At 37.0% G+C, this 25,214-nt stretch carries 24 protein-coding genes; 10 read left to right on the top strand and 14 right to left on the bottom strand.

The window, feature by feature from the left end; genetic code table 11:
* Nucleotides 1–68: 68 nt before the first annotated feature.
* A complete protein-coding gene (locus tag A5482_RS02110; protein WP_446684793.1) occupies nucleotides 69–293 on the bottom strand; it encodes a hypothetical protein in 225 nt (74 codons plus the stop codon).
* Nucleotides 294–304: 11 nt separating this feature from the next.
* Entirely contained in the window at nucleotides 305–1,468 is a 1,164-nt protein-coding gene (locus A5482_RS02115; RefSeq protein ID WP_446684794.1) for an IS1634 family transposase, read from the bottom strand.
* 99 nt (nucleotides 1,469–1,567) lie between these two features.
* On the opposite strand from A5482_RS02115, the gene A5482_RS02120 reads away from it, so the two are divergent.
* Nucleotides 1,568–1,981, top strand: coding sequence for a transposase (locus A5482_RS02120; protein ID WP_446684795.1), 414 nt, complete (start codon nucleotides 1,568–1,570; stop codon nucleotides 1,979–1,981).
* 176 nt (nucleotides 1,982–2,157) lie between these two features.
* On the top strand, nucleotides 2,158–2,481 hold the full coding sequence (locus A5482_RS02125; RefSeq protein WP_446684833.1) for a hypothetical protein: 324 nt from the start codon (nucleotides 2,158–2,160) through the stop codon (nucleotides 2,479–2,481).
* 234 nt (nucleotides 2,482–2,715) lie between these two features.
* On the opposite strand, the gene hemL is transcribed toward A5482_RS02125, so the two are convergent.
* The 3 genes from hemL to A5482_RS02140 all read right to left on the bottom strand — a co-directional run bounded on the left by hemL (nucleotide 2,716) and on the right by A5482_RS02140 (nucleotide 7,188).
* Nucleotides 2,716–4,017 carry a glutamate-1-semialdehyde 2,1-aminomutase gene (hemL, locus tag A5482_RS02130; protein ID WP_201150025.1) on the bottom strand — a complete coding sequence of 434 codons (1,302 nt, stop codon included), beginning with the start codon at nucleotides 4,015–4,017 and terminating at the stop codon, nucleotides 2,716–2,718.
* Between the two features lie 85 nt (nucleotides 4,018–4,102).
* Complete coding sequence (locus A5482_RS02135; protein ID WP_069789594.1) at nucleotides 4,103–5,950, bottom strand: ABC transporter ATP-binding protein; 1,848 nt, start codon at nucleotides 5,948–5,950, stop codon at nucleotides 4,103–4,105.
* Between the two features lie 41 nt (nucleotides 5,951–5,991).
* Entirely contained in the window at nucleotides 5,992–7,188 is a 1,197-nt protein-coding gene (locus A5482_RS02140; protein ID WP_242411882.1) for a glycosyltransferase family 4 protein, read from the bottom strand.
* A 101-nt stretch (nucleotides 7,189–7,289) separates the two neighbouring features.
* On the opposite strand from A5482_RS02140, the gene gloB reads away from it, so the two are divergent.
* From gloB to rsmD, 3 genes are all read left to right on the top strand, one after another.
* A complete protein-coding gene (gloB, locus tag A5482_RS02145) occupies nucleotides 7,290–8,063 on the top strand; it encodes a hydroxyacylglutathione hydrolase (RefSeq protein ID WP_069789596.1) in 774 nt (257 codons plus the stop codon).
* Between the two features lie 159 nt (nucleotides 8,064–8,222).
* The gene (locus tag A5482_RS02150; RefSeq protein ID WP_069789597.1) at nucleotides 8,223–9,671 is read left to right on the top strand and encodes an LCP family protein; all 1,449 of its coding nucleotides are present in this window, start codon (nucleotides 8,223–8,225) and stop codon (nucleotides 9,669–9,671) included.
* Between the two features lie 64 nt (nucleotides 9,672–9,735).
* Nucleotides 9,736–10,275 (top strand): 16S rRNA (guanine(966)-N(2))-methyltransferase RsmD, encoded by a 540-nt coding sequence (rsmD, locus tag A5482_RS02155; RefSeq protein WP_069789598.1) that lies wholly within the window; start codon nucleotides 9,736–9,738, stop codon nucleotides 10,273–10,275.
* On the opposite strand, the gene A5482_RS02160 is transcribed toward rsmD, so the two are convergent.
* From A5482_RS02160 to glgA, 3 genes are all read right to left on the bottom strand, one after another.
* Nucleotides 10,272–10,976: a pirin family protein gene (locus A5482_RS02160; protein WP_069789599.1), complete on the bottom strand. Its 705-nt coding sequence runs from the start codon at nucleotides 10,974–10,976 to the stop codon at nucleotides 10,272–10,274. The two genes, rsmD and A5482_RS02160, sit on opposite strands and share 4 nt — an antisense overlap.
* Before the next feature lie 319 nt (nucleotides 10,977–11,295).
* Nucleotides 11,296–11,556 carry a hypothetical protein gene (locus tag A5482_RS02165; protein WP_069789600.1) on the bottom strand — a complete coding sequence of 87 codons (261 nt, stop codon included), beginning with the start codon at nucleotides 11,554–11,556 and terminating at the stop codon, nucleotides 11,296–11,298.
* A 269-nt stretch (nucleotides 11,557–11,825) separates the two neighbouring features.
* Nucleotides 11,826–13,301 (bottom strand): glycogen synthase GlgA, encoded by a 1,476-nt coding sequence (gene glgA / locus A5482_RS02170; protein WP_069789601.1) that lies wholly within the window; start codon nucleotides 13,299–13,301, stop codon nucleotides 11,826–11,828.
* Nucleotides 13,302–13,571: 270 nt separating this feature from the next.
* Here glgA and A5482_RS02175 point away from each other — a divergent pair, with 270 nt between their 5' ends.
* A complete protein-coding gene (locus A5482_RS02175) occupies nucleotides 13,572–13,910 on the top strand; it encodes a P-II family nitrogen regulator (RefSeq protein ID WP_069789602.1) in 339 nt (112 codons plus the stop codon).
* A 48-nt stretch (nucleotides 13,911–13,958) separates the two neighbouring features.
* Here A5482_RS02175 and A5482_RS02180 read toward each other — a convergent pair whose 3' ends face one another.
* Entirely contained in the window at nucleotides 13,959–14,456 is a 498-nt protein-coding gene (locus tag A5482_RS02180) for a Mini-ribonuclease 3 (protein ID WP_083260363.1), read from the bottom strand.
* Between the two features lie 22 nt (nucleotides 14,457–14,478).
* Complete coding sequence (locus tag A5482_RS02185; protein WP_069789603.1) at nucleotides 14,479–14,817, bottom strand: STAS domain-containing protein; 339 nt, start codon at nucleotides 14,815–14,817, stop codon at nucleotides 14,479–14,481.
* Nucleotides 14,818–15,089: 272 nt separating this feature from the next.
* On the opposite strand from A5482_RS02185, the gene A5482_RS02190 reads away from it, so the two are divergent.
* From A5482_RS02190 to A5482_RS02200, 3 genes are all read left to right on the top strand, one after another.
* The gene (locus A5482_RS02190; protein WP_083260365.1) at nucleotides 15,090–15,413 is read left to right on the top strand and encodes a hypothetical protein; all 324 of its coding nucleotides are present in this window, start codon (nucleotides 15,090–15,092) and stop codon (nucleotides 15,411–15,413) included.
* 321 nt (nucleotides 15,414–15,734) lie between these two features.
* Nucleotides 15,735–17,075, top strand: coding sequence for a hypothetical protein (locus A5482_RS02195; RefSeq protein WP_069789604.1), 1,341 nt, complete (start codon nucleotides 15,735–15,737; stop codon nucleotides 17,073–17,075).
* Nucleotides 17,076–17,222: 147 nt separating this feature from the next.
* Nucleotides 17,223–18,653 carry an ammonium transporter gene (locus A5482_RS02200; RefSeq protein ID WP_369816702.1) on the top strand — a complete coding sequence of 477 codons (1,431 nt, stop codon included), beginning with the start codon at nucleotides 17,223–17,225 and terminating at the stop codon, nucleotides 18,651–18,653.
* A 289-nt stretch (nucleotides 18,654–18,942) separates the two neighbouring features.
* On the opposite strand, the gene A5482_RS02205 is transcribed toward A5482_RS02200, so the two are convergent.
* The 4 genes from A5482_RS02205 to A5482_RS02220 form a co-directional block, all read right to left on the bottom strand.
* Nucleotides 18,943–19,392, bottom strand: coding sequence for a response regulator (locus A5482_RS02205; RefSeq protein WP_069789606.1), 450 nt, complete (start codon nucleotides 19,390–19,392; stop codon nucleotides 18,943–18,945).
* Nucleotides 19,393–19,408: 16 nt separating this feature from the next.
* Nucleotides 19,409–20,554, bottom strand: coding sequence for a sensor histidine kinase (locus A5482_RS02210; RefSeq protein WP_161486819.1), 1,146 nt, complete (start codon nucleotides 20,552–20,554; stop codon nucleotides 19,409–19,411).
* 487 nt (nucleotides 20,555–21,041) lie between these two features.
* Nucleotides 21,042–22,727: a dihydroxy-acid dehydratase gene (gene ilvD / locus A5482_RS02215; protein ID WP_069789608.1), complete on the bottom strand. Its 1,686-nt coding sequence runs from the start codon at nucleotides 22,725–22,727 to the stop codon at nucleotides 21,042–21,044.
* Nucleotides 22,728–22,806: 79 nt separating this feature from the next.
* Nucleotides 22,807–23,475, bottom strand: coding sequence for a tetratricopeptide repeat protein (locus tag A5482_RS02220; protein WP_069789609.1), 669 nt, complete (start codon nucleotides 23,473–23,475; stop codon nucleotides 22,807–22,809).
* Between the two features lie 273 nt (nucleotides 23,476–23,748).
* Between A5482_RS02220 and murC the strand changes: the two genes are divergently transcribed.
* The gene (murC, locus tag A5482_RS02225; RefSeq protein ID WP_071891671.1) at nucleotides 23,749–25,170 is read left to right on the top strand and encodes a UDP-N-acetylmuramate--L-alanine ligase; all 1,422 of its coding nucleotides are present in this window, start codon (nucleotides 23,749–23,751) and stop codon (nucleotides 25,168–25,170) included.
* Nucleotides 25,171–25,214: the final 44 nt, after the last annotated feature.

Genomic DNA, 25,214 nt, shown 5'->3' on the forward strand with positions numbered 1-25,214 from the left:
TCGTTATCTCGCTTTCTAGATCTCTACGTCTAAAAAATATCTGCCTTTTGTTAAGTTTATCAGCAGTATCAGTTGCTACTCAAACCCTTTCTCATTTCTCTTTGAGCTAGGTTATATATCAATAAGCTCAAGGACATTAACCATAATATCCCTTCCAACCTCTCCACCTTTTTTACATAAAAACTCTCGGTAAAAAATAAGGGATTCTTTAAAAATCTAAATCCTCTTTCTACTTTTTGTTGTTGTTTATATTCCCATAGTATTTCCCATGGTTTTAATCTTTCTTCCTCCATTACATTGGTTGCTAAGATAAATCTTCCTGCTTGATTTTTCTTTTTTCTATTTCTTCTTCCTTCTCTCTTACCACTACACTTACTTCATATTTTCCTTTCTCTTGCTTTCTAATGTCTTCTATCTCTAACTCATAATATTTAAACCTTTTATTCTTTTTCTTTATTTCTCGTTCACATTCTTTGTTATCGCACCACAATTTTCTAGATATTTTCTTTTTCTCTTTTTCTACTTCCTCTTTTTCTAGGGGAATTGCTTTTTTTATTTTTTTTAGATCGCTTTCTTTTCTTTTTTTATTTTCTACTACTAACCATCTCTGGTTTATTCCCCCATAGTTTTCCTTGATTACTTTCCATTCATAACCTCTTTCTTTCAATTCTTGTTCTTGCTCATTTTCTATCTCTGTCCATAATATTTCTTCGTTTTCTACTAATTCTCTCCCTTTTTTTACTGTTAATGGCACTCTTGTTATCCATTTCATTTCCCCTAGTAATTGGATATTCTCTTGACTATATAAGGCACTATCACATACTGTTATACTCTCTGTTTCTATACTTTTCTTATACTCTTTTACTATCTTGACAAATTCTTTTTTATCACTTTGATTTCCCTGTCCTGATTTCATCCATAATGGTATTTCTCCGTCCCCTGATACTATTAAATTTAATACACATTGTTTTAAATCTGGACGATTATCTCTTGAATACCCATGACATATTTTGATGGTTTTTCTATTTTCTTCTTCCTCATTTTCATATTTACCATCCACATGAAATGATGTGGAGTCTAAGTGGTGATAATTACTTTTTATTTGATATTTTTTTATTACTTCTATGACTATTTCTATGAACAAATTACTTAGTCCATATTCGTATAGTTCATCTAAACTTCTCCCTAATTTGTCATCATTTAAGTATTCTTTTTTTACTTCTTTTCCTAGTAATTTTTCTATTGCTTTGTCGTTAAAAAACTCTGAAAATAGGTACAATGGCTGAGACACAAAACCCAAGGCATTGAGAATCATTGCCTTGACTACTAATCCTTTACTAATTTTTTCTGTAGCATAGGATGGTAGTTTTTGGTTTACAATCTCTACAATGCCTACCTCGTCTACTATTCCAGCTATTATACCTAAATGATCAATATTTTCTATTTCAATGTTTATTGATTCATACATTTTCCTAGACTTATCATTACTCTATTAAAACTAATTTACTCTATTCCACTTCATCTTTTTTATCACTTTTTTTGTAGTATTCTTGCTTTTTCTTGAACTATGCGGAAGGTCGGTTTACGGTTTTGTGAAGCCAAAAACAGGAGAAACATATGGTATTTAATACCGAGAGTAAATACACAATGGTTAAATTTAGTCTATGAAGCATTTGCCAAGGATGCTCTGGTGGACAACAAAAAAATCTTGTTGGTAGAAGATAATGCTGGTTGGCATCGGAGTAAATCATCAAAAGTGCCCCAAGGAATTGAAATAGAGTATTTACCACCATATTCTCCAGAACTACAACCAGCCGAAAGATTATGGAGTTTAGTAGATGAACCTTTAGTTAACCAATATTTTGAAAGTATAGAAGAAATCGAAGACATTCTGATCCAACGCTGTAATTTTCTTCGGCAAGAAATGCAGGAAGAAATTAGAAAGTTAACTAACTATCACTGGCTTAATTTTTCTTTCTAAATAAGTACACTATCTAAACAGGATTTGGTATAATGCGGGGGTAGAGAGTAGAGGATTCTGTGGTTATAAACTCACCAATGGTATAATACCAAATCCTAAACTAAAAGTAAACTAATAACTACTATCAACCCCAGTGATTTCGAGTGAATAGACATACTATCTAAACAGGATTTGGTATAAAAAGACATTTAGCAGTAGACAGTCTTGGCTTTCCCTTTTTCACTTATTGTACAAAGGCAAGTATTTCCGATGATCGAGGATTAATCATGATGTTGAGTGAGAACATAGATTATTTTCGTGCCAAACCCATGAATGTTCATAAAATTACAATCCTCGTGGATTCGGGTTATCATCCTGATTTTATCATGAGGGAATTAGAAAAAGTTTATCCACAAATTGGAAAGAAAATTCGTATCGAAAAATCAAGCAAAATCTCTTCTGAACAAAAAAATCAGAAGGAAAAAAGGATTTGTGGTAGTCAAAGCAAGATGGATCATTGAAAGATAATGGTGTTTGGATGGAAAGATGTAAAAATTTGGTCAAAAACTTTGAAAGAACCTTATTCAACTCCACCCAAAAAGTCAACTTATGTTTTATTCGATTACTTTTAAAAAGACTCACTGCTTCCTGAGATACCAAATGGGTTCTATAGGGGGGGATTCAAAATTACTTGATATTAATGATGAGCAAAAAAAAGCCCCTCTCCTATGGAGAGGGGGTGGGGTGAGGGTAAATTAAACTTCTTTTAATACTTCTGCCGCCGCGTTGATAGTGGCTTCAATGTCTTCTTCCGTGTGAGCCAAAGAAGTGAAACCAGCTTCAAATTGAGAAGGAGCTAAATAAACACCTTTTTCGAGCATTCCTCGGTGGAAACGTCCAAATTTAGCTGTATCTGCCTTTTTAGCATCATTATAATTATGCACAGGAGTATCGGAAAAGAACATTCCAAACATACCGCTGATATTACCACCATTTACCTGATGTCCTGCTTTACGGGCGACATCTAACAAACCAGTAATTAATTGATGGGTAATTTTTTCTAAATACTCATAAGTACCAGGTTTTTGTAATAATTCGAGGGTTTTAATCCCTGCCATCATTGCCAAAGGATTACCAGATAAAGTTCCAGCCTGATACATAGGGCCTGCGGGGGCTACCATGGACATGATTTCTTTTTTACCACCATAGGCACCCACGGGTAAACCACCGCCGATGACTTTACCAAGGGTAGTTAAATCAGGGGTAACGCCAAATTTTTCTTGTACTCCACCATAGGCAATACGGAAACCAGTCATTACTTCATCGAAGACCAAAAGAGCATCATTTTCTTCGGTTATTACTCTCAACCCTTCGAGGAATCCAGCATCAGGAGGTACAAATCCAGCATTACCTACCACCGCCTCAAGGATTACCCCAGCAATTTCTCCTTTGTTGTCTTCAAATAGTTTTTTAACGGCTTCTAGGTCATTATAGGGGGCTGTGAGGGTGTCGGAAGTAACACTTTTGGGAACTCCCGGAGAATCAGGCAAACCAAGGGTAGCAACCCCTGAACCTGCTTGAACTAGGAACATATCTCCATGACCATGATAACAGCCTTCAAATTTAATAATTTTGTTTCTCTTGGTATAAGCGCGCATCAAGCGTAATACGGATAAACAGGCTTCAGTACCAGAGTTTACAAACCTCACCATTTCAATGCTGGGTACGGCTTCAATGACCATTTCAGCGAGGACGTTTTCGAGCAAACAAGGGGCGCCAAAACTGGTGCCTTTTTCTAATACTTCTTTGAGGGCACTCAATACTTCGGGATGGGCATGACCACAAATGGCAGGGCCCCAACTGCCGACATAATCAATATATTTATTATTATCTACGTCCCAAATATAAGCTCCGTTTACTCTATCGAATACAATGGGTTGTCCACCCACGGATTTAAATGCTCTTACTGGGGAGTTTACACCCCCTGGCATCAGTTTTTGAGCTTGAGCAAAGATTTCTTCTGATTTTGTGGTTATAAATGATGTTGTGGTAACCAATGTTATCTCCTGGGCTTTTCTGTTTTAATTTTTTATAATCAATCTATTTTACCGAAATATTGGCTTCTAAGTTGTGGATCTGGCTTTACCATGGGTTATGAGTTATATTTTCATCTTTTAATTTTTCGTTGAGTTTATCGTAAATACCAGTAAATTGTAAGGAGTGTAGTTTGGCATAATATCCTTTTTTGGCTATTAACTCTTGATGGTTGCCAACTTCTTTAATGGTGCCTTTTTCGAGGGCTACAATTTGATCGGCATCATGGATGGTGGACAGTCGATGGGCAATAACAAGGGTAGTTCTATTTTTGGATAATCTATTCAGGGCATCTTGAACTATTTTTTCGGATACAGTGTCGAGCGCACTGGTGGCCTCGTCTAGGAGTAGGATTTGTGGATCTCTTAATAAGGCTCGGGCGATCGCAATTCTTTGTTTTTGTCCCCCTGAAAGTAGTACGCCGCGATCGCCTATTTCCGTTTCCAATTGCTCGGATAAATCCATCACAAAATCATAGGCATTAGCCTGTTTTAAGGCATTAAGCAAATCTTCCTCACTCACATTATCCATACCATAACAGACGTTGTAACGCACCGTGTTATTGAACAGGAAAGTATCCTGACTCACAATGGCCATTTTATCCCTAACACTTTTAAGATTGTATTCCCGATAATCTATACCATCAATCAAAATCTCACCCTGAGAAGGATCATAAAATCTTACAAATAAATCCCCCAAAGTTGATTTTCCAGAACCAGAAGAACCCACTAAAGCCGTCACCTTACCTTGAGGAATTATTAAATTAATATCCTTCAAAACTAGGGTATCATGACCTGGATAATGGAAACTGAGATTCTTAAGTTCAAAACCCTTTTGCAAAGAAGAAAATTCTATATCTCCTTCGGGTAAAAATGGCTTATCAGACTTATCCAAAAAAGCATGGATAACTTCCACACTACTCGATTGATTCGCAAAAGCATTTCTCTTATTATCAATTTGAGCAACCAAAGGCACAGCCCTAAATAGTAATATTAAATAAGTTAAAAGAAGAGGAACTAAAGTGCTAGCATCTTCCTGAAAAATTAATTTTCCGATGATAACAATCCCCAAAATAATACATATACCTCCAATTTCATTAAGAGGTTGAATAAAAACGCTGTTATATTCTACTTTCAGAGCAGCTTCTTCTCGCTCATGGATTAAATCAACTAAATTTTGATACTCATTATCCTCTTGACTAACCGATTTGACTAATCTAATGCCTCCCAAAGTTTCTACTAATTTTTGGGTATATGTCCTTGAAATTCTTCTTTGTTCACGACCTAACGCCTGCGACCTCTTCACAAAAACTTGATTACTACGACTCAAAAGAAATAGCAAAAAGCCAGTGATTAAGGTCAATTGCCAAGAAAGAGTCATTAGTATGGCACTAAAAGTTAGTAAGTTAAAAGAAATACTTAACATTCCAATGGCCGTATTAATAGACGATGCTGTTCTACTGCATTCGGTCTCTAAATAACTCATTAAAGTACCCGTTTTTGTCCGTTGAAAAAAATCTAAATCCACAGACATGACAATTTTGAATAAATCATCTCGAATACTATTTGCCAATCTTTTAGTGAGCCATGAGCTAGACAAACTATTTAACATATTATTAACATTTTTCAAGATAATGATAAAGACAATAGTTGCTAACATTAATGCTATTTTTAAATTACCTGAAAAACTGTCAAAAATAGAAAATGGTTTACTAAGAATAGGGGGGAAACTACTAATATCTAATAAGCTAGGATCAAGAATAGCAAGAACTATGGGCATAATTAAAGTTATGCCTATACTATTAAATAAAGCTCCAGAAAAACCGAAAAAAAGACTTAGTAGAATCCACCAGCGAAAACGGAGGGCATATTCCAGTAATAATTTATTTTGATTCATTTTTATAATTAATATACTGTGGATTTACAAAGAAAATATTATTATTTTATCGGTAAAGAAGTAATGATTTTATCGAGCATGAACATCATTTGTTCTAGGCTATAGTACCGAAAATAACGCTCCCTTGCTCTCAATCCCATTTCTATAGCTGTATCATAATCATTAAAAATGGTTTTGAGTCCTTGAGCTAAATCTTCAGGAGATTGAGGCTCAACTAGATAACCTGTCTCTTGAAGTACTTCGGGAATATCACCTACCCTTGTCGCTAAAATTGGTTTTGCCATGGCCATAGCATCAGTGAGCTTTAGGGGAAATTGGGCTATGGTTTCGGGGGTTTGTCTTTGGGGAATTACCATTACGTCCGCACAGGATATAATTTCAGGCATTTGCTCAAAGGGTTGGGGTTCCATGGAAATAATCCATTTTGACCATTTTTGTTGCAAATATTGATCGTAATCGTCATAGGGGCTACCCCCAACTATTACTAATCTGAGATCTTCCCACTGTAATATATCCATGGCTTCGAGTAGGTCTTCTAATCCTTTATAGGGACGAGGGGCACCAGGAAACATTAAGACTCGATATTTTTCTAGTCCATATTTTGTTTTACAGGTCAGGGGGTCAAATTTAGCAGGATTAAAAAGTTCTAGGTCTTTTCCTTGGGGTATATATGTTCCACCGAATCTTTTTTGTAAAAATGTATTGTGGGTGGTGACGGCATCGGCATAGGAGATGAATTTTTCGAGCCAACGAAGGTAAAGAGGATGATCTGGATACCTCAACGCTCCATCTTCTTTGATTATTTCTTTGATAAATTTGATCGGTTTAAAACCAAATCTCCAATTATCCCCCCCATGCCAACTCATTTCCCAGTCATCTATGTCTAAGATAAGAGGACGACCAGAAGTTAGTTTTTTGATAATAGCTAAACCATAGCTGGTGGTTTTAGGTTTTATGGCGTAGAGAATATCTCCATCAATTTGATTTAGTAATTCTTTACTGGCACTAATTATTCCTGAATGATATTCACAGGGTACATAGACGATGGGAATGTCGGTGGAAAATTTAGGTGTTTGTGATCCAAATCCTAAGCCAAATATTTTTACTTGGTATCCTATTCTTTGTAGGGCTTTACCCAAAAGAAAGGGGCGTACGGCACCACCCCAGCGGCCTGAGCCACTGGTGGACAAATCACTAACTATTATGGATATTTTTAGGGGATGTTTGTTGGTATTCAAAACAATCTTAGTAGTGGGTTAATGAGTTCACGAGTATAATGGCAAGTTAAGTTTTATTTCGTAATGTTATTTTATCTATAGATTTTAGTCAATTTTTTATTATGAATATTATTAGAATTCCCGTTTTATCGGACAATTATATCTTTGTTTTACACGATCGCACTTTAAATCAAGCAGCAGTGGTAGATCCAGCGGAGGCTCAACCCGTTTTAGACTGTTTGGAGAGCTTAGGAGCCGAGTTAGTGGCTATTTTTAACACTCACCATCACCTAGACCATGTGGGAGGTAACAAAGAGTTATTAGAGGCATTTCCCGATGCCGTTGTTTATGGTGGAGAGCAAGATAGGGGTAGGATTCCTCGTCAAAAGTTTTTCCTTAAGGAAGGAGATACGGTGGAATTTGCTGGTGAAAAAGGAAAAGTGTTTTTTGTCCCTGGTCACACCAAAGCCCACATTGCCTACTATTTTGCCCCTACCGATGAAAATGAGGTAGGAGAGCTATTTTGTGGAGATACCCTCTTTGCTGGGGGCTGTGGACGTTTGTTTGAGGGTACTCCTGCCCAGATGGTTAATTCCTTAAGCAAGTTTCGTGCTTTGCCCGACAACACAAGGGTATGGTGCGCCCATGAATACACCTTGAGTAACTTAAAATTTGCTATTACAGTGGATGGTAACAATTTAGACCTTATGAATCGTTATCAAGAGGTTACAATGGCACGGGAAAATGATCAGCCCACTATTCCTACCCTTATTGGTTTAGAAAAAAAGACTAATCCTTTTATGCGTTGGGATAGTGATCAGATGAAATCTGCCATGGGTTTTGAGGAACCAAGTCGGGTATTCGGTCGTTTACGGGGTATGAAAGATAATTTTTAGGAAATTACTACTCATTTTGTGGTCTAATTGCCTATTATTTAAGAGGTTATCTTTTACTATGTGATTAATTTTTATTGATCATATTCGTTAACCAAAATAAAAATACATCGTTGGGTCCTTTGGCTAAGTTATTTTTTACATTTTTTGTGGGGAGTTTTAATGTCTGTAAGTAAAGTAAATTATCGTCCCAAGAAAGGGGGACCTAAAAAAGTACAACCCCCCAAGAAGGGGTCTGGGGTGAATTGGCTTTTAATGGGATTTGGTTTAAGTGCGATCGCCTCTTTGTCCACCGCCATAGGTGCTTTACTCGCCCTTTCTTTTACTCAAACTCCCCTCAATCAAGTTCGCCTAAGTCCGGACGAAGAAGCGGTTTTTAATCAAGAAGAAACTTTAAGTTACAGTAGCTTGAATGTTCCTGAACTGCGCAGACCCATTAACATCCTTGTATTAGGCATTAAATCTTTAAGTACCGACATCCCCGACTATCCAGAAACCAATTTAGGTTATCATCCCCTTGTCAACTCCTTCCAAGGGAGATCGGATAGCATGATGTTACTAAGACTAGATCCCCGAAAAAATGAGGTGGTTGTGTTATCCATTCCCCGTGACACCAGAACCAGTGTGGAGGGCGTTGGCATAACCAAAATCAACGATGCCAATGCCTATGGAGGAGCATCCCTCGCTACCGAATCCGTTAGTAATCTTCTTAACGGTGTGGAAATTGACCGTTATGTGCGCATCAATGTCCAAGGAGTTGAAAAACTCATCGATGCCCTTGGGGGGGTAGATTTCTATGTTCCCAAAGACATGAAATATACGGATCATAGTCAGCGCCTTTATATTGACCTTCAGGAAGGACAACAACAGTTAGATGGTCAAAAAGCATTACAACTTTTACGATTCCGTTACGATGCCCTTGGGGATGTGGGTAGGGTACAACGACAACAAGCTCTGATCAGAGCCTTAACAGAACAGGCTTTAAGTCCTAAAACAGTCTTACGTATTCCTGAAATTTTAGGTATTGTTCGCTCCCATATCGACACTAACCTAGGTACAAATGAATTAATTGCCATGGCAGCTTTCATGGGGCAGAAAAGCAGATCCGATTTTCAGATGGTGATGTTGCCAGGAGATTTTAACCAGCCAGAAGAAGGACAGCCCAGTTATTGGTTACCTAGTCAAAGGGGTATTACAAGGGTTGCTCAGGACATTTTTGGAGTTCAACCTGATTATTTTTATGCCAATGACAATAGTGATAGTATAGAAGCGCGCCGCGAGGCTGATCCCTACGGGATCGCCCCTAGCCGTGTGAGAGTTGCCATACAAACCCGTGATAGTGACAAAGAAATTGCCCAAAGTGTTGCGAATCAGCTAATAGAATCAGGTTACAACCGAGTTTTCATCAGCACTATTCCCTACAATGAGCCTACTACCAAAACCAGGATTGTCGCCCAAGGGGGAGATCCTTCCATAGCGGCAAGAGTAAGAGTAGCATTGGGTTTAGGGGAAGTATTAGTAGAAAGCACAGGGATTTTAGGTACCGATGTCACCATTCAGGTAGGTAGAGACTGGACTATGGACAATGAGCCATCGACCATTGATAATTAATAAAAAAACTTTCTTCTTTTAACCTAGAAAATGAAGAAGGTTACATATAAATCATCAATTATTCATGCGTATTTACGGTAACAGAGAAATTAAGACTCTTTCGGGGCAAGATACCCGCCCCACTACCTCCAAGGTGAGGGAAGCCATTTTTAATATTTGGCAAAACAAAATTTATGGCTCTCGATGGCTCGATTTGTGTGCAGGAAATGGCACCATGGGAGCCGAAGCCCTTTGTCGTGGTGCAAGTAAAGCCGTTGCGATCGAAAAATCTCCCCGTGCCTGTCAAATTATCAGAGACAACTGGCAAAAAATAGCCAAAGAAAATCAAGAAATTATAGTTTTAAAAGGAGATCTTTTAAAAAGATTAAAAAGTTTACAAGGACATGAGTTTGACCTTATTTACCTCGATCCTCCCTATCATTTAAACCTTTATAATCCTACTTTAAAAGCTATTTTTGATTATAATTTATTATCTTCTCAAGGAGAAATAGCCACAGAATTTGACCCAAAAAAATCTCCTGCAATGATTACCGACGGATGGCAACTATTACAGGAGAAATCTTATGGTAACACGGATGTTAATTTCTATGGAAAATTGTCTTAATTTACAAAGTGAAATAACAAAAATTCGCTATCTTCTTGGTTACTCTTAATAGTTAGTAAATCTTCTTCTTTAATGGCAACTCCATCACCAGCATTAATGGTCTGATTATTTAGTTCTAATTCCCCTTTTACCAGTTGAATCCAGGCATAATCATTATTAGCCAAAGAATGAGCTATTTTTTCATTTTCTCCTAGAATAGCAGACCAAACATTGACATTTTGATGAATTTTTAAAGAATTATTTTTCCCTTCTGGAGAAACTAATAAACATAATTTTCCTTTCTTTTCCTCCTCAGAAAAAATTTTTTGTTCATAACTAGGCTCTAAATTTTTTTGAGCAGGTACAATCCAAATTTGTAATAAATGGACTTCCTTTTGACTAGAGTGATTAAATTCACTATGACGAATACCCGTCCCGGCACTCATCCTTTGTACTTCTCCCCTCGAGATAGTTTCACCGTTACCGATACTGTCTTTATGCTCTAGTTCTCCCTCAATGACATAGGTAACAATTTCCATGTCTTGGTGTCCATGGGTGCCAAAACCTTTTCCAGGGGCAATTTTATCCTCATTAATAACCAAAAGATCACCAAATCCCATATATTTAGGATCATAATAACTTCCGAAAGAAAAAGTATGTTTTGTGTTTAACCAGTCAAACTTAACGTGTCCTCTTTCAGCGGATGGGCGTATTGTAATCATTATTTTTTGTCCTAAAGTTAATCTGATTTATTTTGAATAAATATCTCCGTTAGCAATTGTTAATAATTGATAAAAGAGTAATCCTGAGTTATGTTAATAATAAAAAATATGGCATGACTCCATACTTTTAAAGATTCCACAAATGGAATGGGAATAGAAGTATGAATACTACTCAGGATAAAATCAAGTATAGCACTAGCAAAGTTACAAGTATTGTTCGTTAATTCCCACTCAAATACTGTAGATAACCACAATAATTATTGTTGAATATTACGCTAACTTTAGACAAAATAACAGATAAATATAAGTTAATAACAATTTATTGGTGCTCTGAAATTATTTGATAAATAGGAATGAAATTTTCCCACGGTAATAAAATTGGTTGCTTATTAAAAATTAACTGCCCATGATAGGTTTTTTTGTCAATGGCAACCCCAATAGGCTGAGAATCAAGAGTTACATGAAATTTGCAATATGTTTCGTAAATTTCTTTGGCGGCTCTTAACATAGTAGGGTCTAATATTTGAGGAATACTATTTAAAACTTTCTGGGAGAGATGATTTTTGTTAATGACTGGCATAGTTTTTAAAAATATATATATAAATAGTTGGGACGCTAGCACTAAAATATATTCTACTTATATCTGAGGTAAAGAGATCTTTTTATATTATCAGTATTAAATTTTTATTAGTGATATTAAACTCATGGTGAAATAGCTTATAAAAATGCTCGAAAACATTACTTGAGAAACATTGTAAGTGTTCTGTCTAAAAATTTTTGCGATCTATATTTATCTGACTTCTTAGCTTTTATTTGGAAGAAGTCTATTATCCCTTTGTCCATGGCATCCTACTTATGACGTAGATAATCATAAAGTCTTACATATTGTTTTCCAGGATTATTCCATGAGTAGTCATATTCCATACCTTGTTTTTGGAGTAGTTCAAAGTCTTTGGGGTAATGGTGCCACAGGGAAATTGCTCTTTCTAATCCCGACTCTAGGGCGTTATGGTCATTTTCATAAAATACAAATCCATTGCGTTTATCTGGGCTATGGTGCTGGTCATAATCTTTATCAAAGACTGTATCCATTAAACCCCCAACTCCTCTAACTACGGGGACTGTACCATATTTTAGACCAATCATCTGGGTTAGTCCACAGGGTTCGTAAACACTAGGCACAACGATAATATCAGACCCCGCATAGATAAGATGGGCTAATTCTTCGTTAAATCCTAGTTCTAAATGACAGTCTGGGTTGTCGTTGAGAAAACCTTTTTCGTGGGTAAACCAATTATTAATACTCGGTTCGGTGGCTGATCCTAGCAAAACAAATTGGGCGTTATTATGGATAGAGTGGTAAATACTATGGTGAACTAGGTCAACCCCTTTTTGACCGTCTAAACGACCCACAAAAGCAACGATGGGCTTATGTTCATCCCTCAGTAGTAGTCTTTCTCGAAGGGCTTTCCTATTTTTAGCTTTTCCTTCAAATATATCGATGGTGTATTTGTGGGGAATGAGGGTATCTATTTCAGGATTCCAGATATTGTAGTCAATGCCGTTGAGGATGCCATCAAATTTGTAGTGATGTAGTTCTAGGGTATGCCCTAAGCCATAGCTGACATCGCTGTATCTGGCTTCCCAAGCGTGGTGAGGGGATACGGTGTTGATGTGGTTAGAATAGACTATGCCCCCTTTCATCAGGTTGAGGGCAAAGGGGTTAAAGTTGTCCCTGAGGCGATCGTAATCATAATAATATTTTTCGTTATTTAAACCTGTGGCTTCGAGAATTTCTGTTCCTGTGATGCCTTGGTGTTTAAAGTTATGGACGGTAAAACATACTCTTTGATTTGCCATACCATGCCATTTATACATTTCGTACAACATGACTGGTACTAATGCTGTTTGCCAATCATGGCAGTGGATAATGTCGGGGCGTTTGTTGCTGATAAATAAAAATTCTAAAGCTGCTTTACTAAAAAAGGCAAAGCGCATGGTGTCGTCGTTACAGCCGTAATAACAACTTCGATCAAAGAATTGATCTTGGGAATGGGGTTTGATGAAAAAACAAAGGCGCCCATGAACCCATCCACAATATACGGAACAATGAACGGTGCCATCGTACCAAGGTACATATAAATCTTTGTAGGCATCATGGAGTCCCCAGATATGATCATAACGCATACAATCATACATAGGCAGGATAATTTCTACGGTGTTACCTCTGTTTTCTACTTCTCGGCTTAAACCATAGATAACGTCTCCTAACCCTCCTGCTTTGATGACAGGTGCGCACTCTGAAGCAATATGAACAATATACATAGAGAGCTTTTTCCCCTTAGTTTTTGCTATTTTCCGTTTAAATTTCTTAAGTTATATCAAATCTTCGGGTTTTTGTAAATCTGCTTAAAGGGCGATCGCATTTTAGGTTCAGGGAATAAGGTCATAATATGCTTTGGTTTTTAATAATCAAAGAAATGTAGTGTATTTGACAAAAAACCATAGGATAAGAGTGTTAGAAAATAACAGGAAAATTGTATAAGCTATAGATTAAGCTATATAAGTAAATAATTTTGAAGAGGAGTTATTAAGTTGAAAAAAATTGAAGCTATTATTCGCCCATTTAAGCTAGATGAGGTCAAAATTGCCCTTGTTAATGCTGGTATTGTTGGCATGACGGTTTCGGAAGTTCGTGGTTTTGGTCGTCAAAAGGGACAAACTGAACGTTATCGTGGTTCTGAGTACACTGTAGAGTTTTTACAGAAGCTCAAAATTGAGATTGTTGTGGATGATGATCAAGTTGATATGGTGGTGGAGAAGGTTGTTCAGGCATCTCGTACTGGAGAAATCGGAGATGGTAAAATCTTTATCTCTCCTGTGGATCAAACCATTCGTATTAGAACTGGGGAGAAAAATTTAGAGGCGATCTAAGTTTACAGTTATTTCTCATGGTGGGCAATGCCCACCTCTTTTTTTTGTTTAACGGAGTTTTATCTGACTCAGTATGTAGTCAAGGCGAGATGGTTTATTTATGTATAAATATCCTAGGAGAGTTTCAAACCCTGTGGCTTGTTGATATATTCCGGGGGCAAGTTTGCGGGGAGATTTTTTGACGGAGTTTCTTCCTCTTTTTACCCATATTCTTTCTTCTTCATCTAGTAATGGGTAAATACTTTGTAGGTGTTTTGCTTGACTTTCCGCTCTTACTTGGTGGACAACTTTGTGGTGATGGTCTGCTATTTTTAGGCAGGGTACTAGGTAATGAGTCCTGACGTGGAGTTCATAGATAGCGTCACCGATGTAGGCAAGGGATATGGGGGAAATTTGTTTGAGAGATGATTGAGGTATTGTTGCAAGAGGGGTTTTTTCTCTCACATTGACTACCTCATGGTCATCATTTTCTCTCAAGGAGGACTTAGGTGGCGATCCCAAAGGGATCTGCCTTGCAGGGCGCAAATCAATGTCGTTCTGGGTCACAATAACACCGTTATTTTTTTGATTATGATATGTCCGCTAAGGCTTCATCGAGAGAGTTTCTTAGATTAAGGAATTTTTCTAATCGCACCATCTTAACGGTTTGAGTAACCCTCGGATTAGTAACAATTTGCATTTTTCCTTTGATGGGTTCGATCGCCTTTACGATACGAACTAATGCACCTAAACCAGAACTATCAATGAAATCGATTTGAGATAAATCGAGAATAATTTGACTAGCTCCTTCTTTTACATAACTCAGGATAACTTTCTGAAATGTGGGTTCAGAAAAGGCATCTAACTGACCTAGTAGGTGGAAAATCTGGCAATTTTTTTTGACTTCACGAGTCCCTCTAAGGCTCACTGTCAAGTTGAGTTGTTCGGAAATAGCTACCTCCTTGCTTTTTATGTAGCTCAAGATATTGATAGTTATAGATTATATAACTAAATATCTAGTTAATCACATTTTTACTCCTTAACTCTCATCTTTTTGGTCATTTTCTCAGTTTTCTCTGGGAAATTTTTTTTAATCTCGCTAAGATGCAAGTATGTTCTGGAGTTTTGTTTGTAAAGTGAAGGTAAAATGAATGGGTTAATTATTTTTTGGTTTTTGTGGGGGATGCTACATTAGTAGTTATGGTAGTTAACTTTTCTTTGGTTACTTTTCGTGACAGACTGACTTTTTTTTCTAGTTTGCTGATATTCTTTTTAGGGTTTTCATGGCAAGGAGTGAAGGCTTTACCGCCCCCAGAGGAGATTCCAGAGGAGGTATTGCGCACGGAAATTATTGTGGAAGGGCGATCGCCTTTAGATAATCAACCCCTTTCGGCTCAGGAATACGCCCAATTGCAACAGTCTTTAAGGGAATCAAAATATTCTCCTGCTCTCAGTGAAGATGTAAGGCACACTGTTTTTTTATTACAATTGCTAAAAATGTTTAGAACTTTTAATCCTTTATAAAAGAAGTATCTTTTTTGCGGAATTATTAAACAGCAATGTCACAATATAATATGATCTATAAAAATATAAGTCTTCCATAATACTTCAATAAAGGGAAAATTTGACCGAAGAAATTAGACACACTATTTTTGAAAATTATACATGATAATTATATAAAAACTGGGAGAATTATTTTCTCAAAAAATATAGAAAAAGAAATATATTTGATGTTTTTCTAATAATTTGTTTTTCAAACAATGATTTAGGTCTGCCATATCTAGTTATAGTCAGTAAAATATTAATACAATTAACTGTTCATTATTAATTATTCATTAGTTTGTCATGGATAACCTATCAGATAAAGATATATCCCTTGAATCAGAAGCTACCGCAGGAGAATATAAATCTAATAATTTTTCCGTGGGTATTATCTCTTTAATCATTGGGATAATTTTCACGATAGGGGGGGGATTAGCTTTTTATTTTACCCGTCCTTGTGCCGTGGGGGAATGTTCTTTAATTCCTGAAGCTCAAGAAAGTGTTGATAATTCCTTGCTCAGTATCAATGAGGATATGAGTAAGATTGAGTTGGAGGAATTACAGCTAAATTTGATTGCTGTCAATTTAAGGTTAGGTAATATTCCATCATGGTCAAAAAGTTATGATCAAGCCCAAACTTTAATTATTGAAAATCAACTTATAATTGATGATTTAGAGACAATTTTACAGTCTTTACAGTTAAGAGAAAATGCTCAAAATATGAGTGCAGAATTACCTTTATCTATGGATGAATGGACAAGGGTGGAAAATTTTTGGATAGAGGCGATCGCCCTTATTGAATCTATTAATAATCCATTTTTAACACCATGGATAGAGAATAAATTAGAAGAATATAATGATAATTTAATAGTAGCAAAAGATAGTTTTGAGCAGGAACAAATGGGGGAGCAATTACTATCAGAAGTAAAACAAATTGCTCAACAAAATGACGAATTAAATGATAATATATCTTCCCTAGAAGAACTAAAAATCGTTGAAAGTAATTGGCAAAGGGCGATCGAAAAAGTAAGAGAAATTCCCCTGCTCACCACCGCCGAAACAGAAAAAGAAAACCTCCTCGAAGAATATAACCAATATTTAACCCAAATAAGAGCCACCATTAGACAAGAAGAAATCGCCAATAATCTTTATGGACAAATACAAAATAAAATTATCCAAGCCCAAAACGCCCAAACCAACAACCAATGGACAAACGCTGTTAACCATTGGCAAGAAATTAATAACCTGATTTCCCAATTTCCAGAGGACACATTAAAACAACCACAACTCGAAAGCCTAAAACAAAGCGCCCCTGAAAATTTATCCCAAGCCCAAGAAGAATTGAAACAGGCCATAAATAGAAATAATGCCAGAGAAGAATTGGCAAAAATATGTGAGGGTAGTGGCAAAATTTGTGACTACTCAGTAGAAACCAACCGCATCAAAGTTACTTTAACCAGTGATTATCTCAGAAACATCGCCAGAATTACGGAACAATCAACCAATGGAGTAAACAACGAAACGGATGTTTTAATTAATCATATTAATCAAGTAGAAAAAAACTATCGTTATCTTAGTTCTAAATATGAAATGCCCTTGGAGGTTTATAACCCACAACAAAAGCTCATAGTTAGATATGATTAAAGAATAAGAAAACTGAACAAAATAACATTATTACAATTCATGTTTTGTAGTGGATGATGCTATAATTACTTGCCTTAAAGCATAGAATATTTAAGTTATTTGAGAAATAAAAATAGAATGTTCAGACTTCAGACAACAAAAAAGAAAATAAAAAGAATTGCGCAAAAAATAAATTTCTCTCCCAGTTGGCAAGGATGTATAGTATTAAGTGTATTTTTATTGCTTTCCTGTGTTACCTCCGTTTCCGCCCAAGAAACCCTTGCAGAATTAACAGATGCCAGTAAAGAGTTAAAAGTAGGTTTAGATACCTTTTGGGTTGTATTCGCTTCAATTTTAGTAATTTTTATGAATGCCGGTTTTGCCATGTTGGAAACTGGTTTATGTCGGCGAAAAAATGCCGTAAATATGCTCTCTAAAAACTTGATTGTATTTGCTATTTCCACCATTGCTTATTGGGCTGTGGGCTTTGCCCTCATGTTTGGGGATGGTACAGACTTTTTTGGTTTTAGTGGATTTTTTCTGTCTGGGGCGGACAATAGCCCTGCCATTAGTGGGGATTACATAGGGGTTTATAGCTCTTTGGGTTCGGTAAATATTCCTTTAGCAGCCAAGTTTTTGTTTCAAGTGGCCTTTGCTGGAACCGCTGCCACCATTGTTTCTGGGGCGGTAGCCGAAAGAATTAAGTTTATTGATTTTATTTTATTCAGTGTGTTTTTAGTGGCGATCGCCTATCCCCTTGTAGGAAACTGGATTTGGGGAGGTGGATGGTTATCTAAACTAGGATTCCAAGACTTTGCTGGTTCTACGGTCGTCCACTCTGTGGGGGGATGGGGAGCCTTAACGGGTTCAATTTTATTGGGAGCGAGAAAAGGAAAATACAAACCATCGGGCGGAATTATGCCACTACCAGGTCATAATTTAAGTTTGGCAACCCTAGGTTGTTTCATCCTCTGGATTGGTTGGTTTGGTTTTAATGCCGGTTCAACCCTAGAACTATCCCAAGATATTAGTTATATCGCCCTTACCACCAATCTTGCCGCAGCCTCTGGAGCTATTTCTGCCACCATTATCAGTTGGGTATTAGCAGGAAAACCAGACTTATCTCTCATCATTAATGGAGTTTTATCTGGACTAGTAGCCATCACTGCAGGTTGTGCTTTTGTCAGTTATGGTGACGCTATCATTATCGGTATCATTGGCGGAGCGTTGGTTGTAGTATTTGTTTATTACTTAGATAGCATTAAAATTGACGACCCCGTGGGGGCAGTTTCTGTTCACCTAGTTAATGGTATTTGGGGTACTATTGCGGTGGGTTTGTTTGCCAGTCCTATTGTTTCAGGAGACCCTAATATCAAAGGTTTATTTACCACTGGTAGCATATCTCTATTAGGGGTTCAACTATTGGGAGTCCTTGCGGTGGGAGCGTTTATGGTGATATATAGTTTTATTATTTGGTCTATCCTCAAGGCTTTATTAGGGTTGAGAGTGTCTGAAGAAGAAGAATATTTTGGTTTGGATATTGGAGAGCATGGTATGGAAGCCTACAATGGTTTTTCGGAAGATGTTAATGAGATTTAAATGATTTTTTTACCTTTCTTTTGATGAAGGGTTCTTTTCGTGGGGGCAAATCAATTTTGCCCTTCCTGACAATTCTTACTTGGGGTAGAAATAGAAAAGTATATCTAGGGGATGGTGAAAAATTCTTTAGGTTTGGGTTAGGCTTCAGGTGTTTAGTGGCGATTCACAATTTTTATATTTTAAGGCTAATACCAAAGTATTTATTTTGAATCAATCACTCTTTACCTGAGTTACCGTTATTGGTAAAAGGTCTGTTTTGCAGGGTTATGATTTATTCAGCTCACCTTATCTAGTCTTCATTGCCTTGGGGATATTGAACTAAATTAAACCAAAAATTTTCAATTAATTCTACTTGTTGTTTAAAATCTTTCATACTAATAGGCTTAGTTAAATAACAATTTGCCTGTCCTTGATAGCAATCTAAAATATCTCTTTCATCATCAGATGTGCTGAGAATAATTATAGGAATAGTTTTCAAATTATCATCGGCTTTCACTTCTGCTAAAACTTCTTTTCCGTTTTTCCTTGGTAAATTGAGATCTAACAAAATTAAGTTTGGTCGTGGTACATCTTCGTAACCCTCTTCTTTCCGTAAAAATGCGATCGCCTCTATGCCATCCTTAACCACATAAAGATTATTGGGCGTCTTAGCCATGGATAACATCTTTCTCATCAAAATAACATCCGTGTGAGAATCTTCCACCAATAAAATATTAATTGCTTCGTCAAATAATTTCATGGATTATATAATTGTCCTAACTTGAGATAAGATTTTTGGGCATAGTAAAATAAAAAGTAGATCCTTTATCCAATTCAGATTTTACCCATATTTTACCACCATGACGAGAAATTATTTTTTGACATAAAGCTAAACCAATTCCAGTACCTTCATATTCATCCTGACAATGTAATCTTTGGAAGATGGTAAAAATCTTTTCTTGATACTCTAAACTAATACCAATACCATTGTCTTTTATGTAAAATAACCAATTACTCTCTTGATTTTCAACTCCTATTTTAATTTCTATTTGTTCATTATTATTAAACTTAAGAGCGTTACTAATTAAATTTAACCATAGGTGTATTAATTGAACTCGATCACCCTTAATTTCTGGCAATGTTTGCACATCTAATTTTATGTTAATATCTTGATAGGATGGAATTACTAAATCGATACTTTCTTGAACTATTTCGTTAACATCTACTGTAGTAAATTGTCTGCGTTGTTGACTAACTTTTGATAACCTTAAAAGGTCTTTAATTAAAATCTTCATTTTCTGAGATGATGAAGCAATGTAGGTCAAATATTCCCTTGCCGTCTCCTCAAATTGAGCAGAATATTCCTCTATTAAAATTTCTGCAAAACTGGTAATAGTTCTTAAAGGCTCTTGCAAATCATGGGATGCCACATAGGCAAATTGTTCTAATTCTTCATTAGAGCGTTTTAAATCTCGATTGGAGGTAATGAGTTTCGCTTCTATTTTTTTACGCTCTTTAATCTCATTTTCTAGTTGGATATTGATTTTATTTAATTTCTCTGGACTAGGAAGGGCAAGGGCAAGGGGGATGACAGAAGATAGTTCAAAGGCAGTAAGTAAAGATATTATGGCGCAGAAAATTTTGATAATTCCCGATAACCAGTACAAAGGATACCAAAGAGTAACAATAGCCACTAGATGGGTAATACCGCAACTAACAATAAACAAACTAAATAAGATAAATATTCTTGAAAAGGGTACATCTTCTCGTTTTTGAACAAAATAAAGTAGGGTAATAGGTATAGAAAAATAGGCGATCGCAATGAGAAGATCTGCCATAACATGAAAAGAGACTAATTCTGGTTGCCACAAATAACAGTGTCCATGGGGGACATAACCATTACCAGAAAATATTTTTTCCATAAGACTTTGCATAGTAATAAATAGTTAAGGAGTGGTCATAGTCTATTTTCGTTAGATGATCTAGGGAGAGGAATATAATATCGTCATTTAATAGTACAAGAATCGAAATAAATAAAATAGCTCTAAAGATACAAAATATAAATCAGTATTTGTAACTATAAAAAAAGAGTTTTTTAAAATTTTATTAAAGTTTTGTTAACAGGTTTTGGTCACTAAACCTTAGTTTTACTAAACTATAGCGAAAATAATTATTAATTTGCTTGGGCAAAAATACGTAATAACCTTATCAGTACATTTATGGAGTAATATCGCAAATTTTTATAAAAAAAAACCTCACCACTAAGTGAGGTAAAAAATCAAAATATAAAAATAATGGTTAGGGAGCGCTGAATTAGTAAAGAGAGAAAAGGCAGAAGGAAGTGAATTATTATTAATAAATTTTGATCATCCCATTGTGCCAAAACTCTACTTTTTCAGCATCTCCTCCTTATTTGCTCTCTAAATCAGTAACAGCGCCCAGACTGCTAGAAGATACTAATTTGGCATATTTCCCAAGGATACCTCTACGGTAACGAGGTTCGGGGGGTTGCCAATGCTGACGGCGATTATTTAATTCTTCTTCAGGGACGTTTATTTGTAATAGTTTTTGTTTGGCATCGATGGTGATGCTGTCTCCTTCCTTGACGAGGGCAATGTTTCCACCCACCGCAGCTTCTGGGGCAACGTGTCCCACGACTAAACCATAAGTACCACCAGAAAAGCGTCCATCGGTGATTAAGCCTACTTTGTCGCCTAATCCAGCACCGATAATGGCGGAGGTGGGAGCTAACATTTCTCGCATACCAGGGCCGCCCACGGGGCCTTCATTACGAACAATTATTACATCTCCGGCAACGATTTTTCCTGCGAGGATGGCATCAAGACATTCTTCTTCCGATTCAAATACCCTAGCAGGGCCAGTGATAACGGGGTTTTTTACACCGCTAATTTTGGCCACAGAGCCTTCATAGGCAAGGTTTCCTTTGAGAATAGCGAGGTGTCCTTCTTTATACAAAGGATTTTCCCATGGACGAATTACGTCTTGGTTGGTGGGGGGAGTGTCGGGAATGTCTGCTAAAACTTCGGCAATGGTTTGTCCGCTGATGGTGAGGGCATCCCCATGGAGTAGGCCATTAGCTAGTAGCATTTTCATTACTTGAGGGATTCCCCCTGCTTTGTGTAAATCCACAGTGACATAACGTCCTGATGGTTTTAAGTCACAAATGACGGGTACTTTTTGACGGATGGCTTCAAAGTCATCGAGGGTTAATTCTACGCCAATGGTATTGGCGATCGCCAATAAATGTAGTACAGAATTAGTAGATCCCCCCACCGCCATAATAACGGCGATCGCATTTTCAAAAGCCTTACGGGTGAGTAAATCCTTCGGTAAAATTTGTTTACGGATAGCATTAACCAAAGCCTCCCCAGACTTTCTAGTGCTTTCCACCTTCTCATAATCTTCCGCCGCCATGGTAGAAGAATAAGGCAAACTCATGCCCATGGCCTCAAAAGCAGAAGACATAGTATTAGCCGTAAACATACCACCACAAGAGCCAGCACCTGGACAAGCATTTTTTTCGACTGCTGTCAACTGGGCTTCATCTATTTTTCCAGCGCTATACTGTCCTACCGCCTCAAAAGCACTCACAACGGTTAAATCTTCCCCATTGAGACGACCAGGTTTAATAGTACCACCATAGACAAAAATAGCAGGAATATTCATTCTTGCCATGGCAATCATCGCCCCCGGCATATTTTTATCACAACCACCGATGGCAATTACCCCATCCAGACTTTGTCCTTTGCATACCGTCTCGATAGAATCCGCAATCACATCCCTCGACACAAGAGAATATTTCATCCCCTCAGTACCCATAGAAATACCATCACTAATGGTAATGGTACCAAACATCTGAGGCATTCCTCCCGCCTCCTTGATACTCTTTTGAGCCTCTATGGCAAGATCATTTAAACCCATATTACAAGGGGTAATAGTGCTATAACCATTAGCAACCCCCACAATAGGCTTAGTAAAATCATTATCACCAAATCCTACCGCCCTGAGCATCGCTCTATTAGGCGCCCTTTGTACTCCCTTCGTAATTGATTGACTTTTAAGATTCTCTGTCATTATCTCTAAAAATGTTAGATTGAATACTATTATTTTCTCATGTTCTGAAATACAGTCGCTATTTTAGCGGCAATATCTTTTAAGACTCTACTTTTGTCTGTCTTAACCGTTGATGAACTTTAGCCAAATACCACATATAATCATCAATTTCACATTTTATCGCTTCGTTGATATGAAAACGGGATTTTTCTATGTTACTAGCAATAGTTTTACCCACTTCAAGCATAGGAATTTCTCCCCGATAGGCTTCATAAAACAACCCTAGGTATAGATGGGTATAAAGATTATCCCGCAAGGTATTTGTTTTTTCTGAGAGTAACAAGTTTTCGGGGGAATAATGACCAGCAAACACCTGATATATTTTTCTCATCACGGGACGAGGATCATATTTTACTGGTAAAAGACATTGTTGGGCTTCTTTTATTCCTTCTAATTGGGCAATACAAAGAAAATGCCAAATAGTTTCTTCCACATCCTGAGAGTTAACGCTTAAGTCTATTTCAAACTGTCTTGCCCCTTGGGCATATTTTCCTAAATAATAATAAGATAAACCCCTTTGCCAGAGATAGGGGGTTAGTTGAGGGTTTAATTCTTCGGCCTTGTTGTAGTCTCTGAGAGATTCCACCATCCTACCTAGTTTAAAGTAGGTCATACCACGGTGAATATAATTACGAGCATCGAAGGGGTAAATACGTAATTTTTTATTCTGGCGAATTAATTCCTTTTCTAATTCATAGTTGTTATTCATTCAAGTACCTATTTTATAAGGCTTTAGCTTTATCTTTTTTTACTTTTTAAGGGGTAAATATTTACTATAAAAAACACTTTTGACGATCGCACTCTACTTTTTTGAAAAGAGTTAAAAAGAAGGTAAAAAATACAATCTAACCGTTAAAGAGTCTTTTTTAACAATTTAATTAATGATACCGATAAAAATATTGAGAAGATTTACATAAATCAGTATATCATTATAAGCAAAATTATTAATATCAACTAGTGTAGTGTTGAGGAGAGCGAAAAAGTGAATACCATAGATCTAAACGGCAAACCATTTCATTTTATCGGCGTTGGTGGTATCGGTATGTCTGCCCTCGCCCATGTGTTGGCAAAAAGAGGTATTCCGATTTCAGGCTCAGATCTCAAATCTACTCATATTACTGAGCGTTTACAGTCCATGGGAGCAAAGGTTTTCTTCACCCAAGAAGCCAGTAACTTAGATAAACTGTATCATCTTCATGGAGCAAAAGTACACAAAAATCTTCAGGTAGTATGTTCTACTGCAATAAATGAGAATAATTCAGAATATCAAGGGGTAATAGAAAAAGGTTATCCTGTGTTTCATCGCTCTGATTTATTAGCCGCCCTCATCAAAGATTATCAGAGCATTGCGGTGGCTGGAACCCATGGAAAAACTACCACCAGCAGTATGATTGGTTATATGTTACTCAAGTGTAAATTAGATCCTACGGTCATTGTGGGCGGTGAAGTAAGTGCTTGGGGAGGTAATGCCAGGTTAGGGGATAGTGATTTATTGGTGGCGGAAGCTGATGAGTCTGATGGCTCTTTGGTGAAACATTCTCCCGCCATGGGTATTATTACTAATATTGAATTGGATCATCCTGATCATTACAAAGATTTAAGTCAGTTAGTAGATATTTTTAATCAATTTAGTTCTCAGTCAGATATTACCATCGCTTGTATTGATTGTCCTGTGGTGAAGGAGAATATTGAAGCTGACATTACTTATAGTATTAACCCAGACTCTGGCGCAAATTATATCGCCACTAATATTGTTCATAAGCCCGAAGGTTCTCAGGCTCAAGTATGGGAAAATGGGGAATTATTAGGGGATGTATCTTTGTTATTATCGGGAAATCACAATATTAGTAATGCCCTAAGTGCGATCGCCATTGGACGTAAACTAGGAGTTGATTTTGCTACCATTGCCGAAGCCCTATCCAGTTTTGACGGGGCAAAAAGACGCTTTGAATATAGGGGGAAATTTCAGGGGGCTACCCTCATCGATGACTATGCCCACCACCCTAGCGAAATCCGTTGTACCCTTGAGGCGGCGCGTACCCGACTACCTCAATATGATGCCAGTCGTGTGGTGGCTATTTTTCAGCCCCATCGGTATAGTCGCACCGAGACATTTTTAGATGAGTTTGCCCAATGTTTTAAGTCTGCAGATGTAGTCATCTTGACAGATGTTTACAGTGCGGGAGAGAAAAATGAAACAGGCATTACTGGACAGACACTGGCACAAACCATGGAAAAATACCATAATAAGGTGTTGTATCATCCCGAATTGTCCTCTTTGAAAGATTTTCTGACAGATTTTCTTCAACCCCAAGATTTAACCCTATTCCTAGGGGCAGGAAACCTTAACCAAGTAATACCTCAACTCTTACCCGTTGAGGAAGAATCATTATTGGTGGCCTAACTCTTCCCTTGCCCTTATGGGGCTTTTATCTTCTCCTTTTTTGT

The sequence above is a fragment of the Cyanobacterium sp. IPPAS B-1200 genome (assembly GCF_001747005.2).
In the GTDB taxonomy this organism is placed as follows: Bacteria; Cyanobacteriota; Cyanobacteriia; order Cyanobacteriales; family Cyanobacteriaceae; genus Cyanobacterium.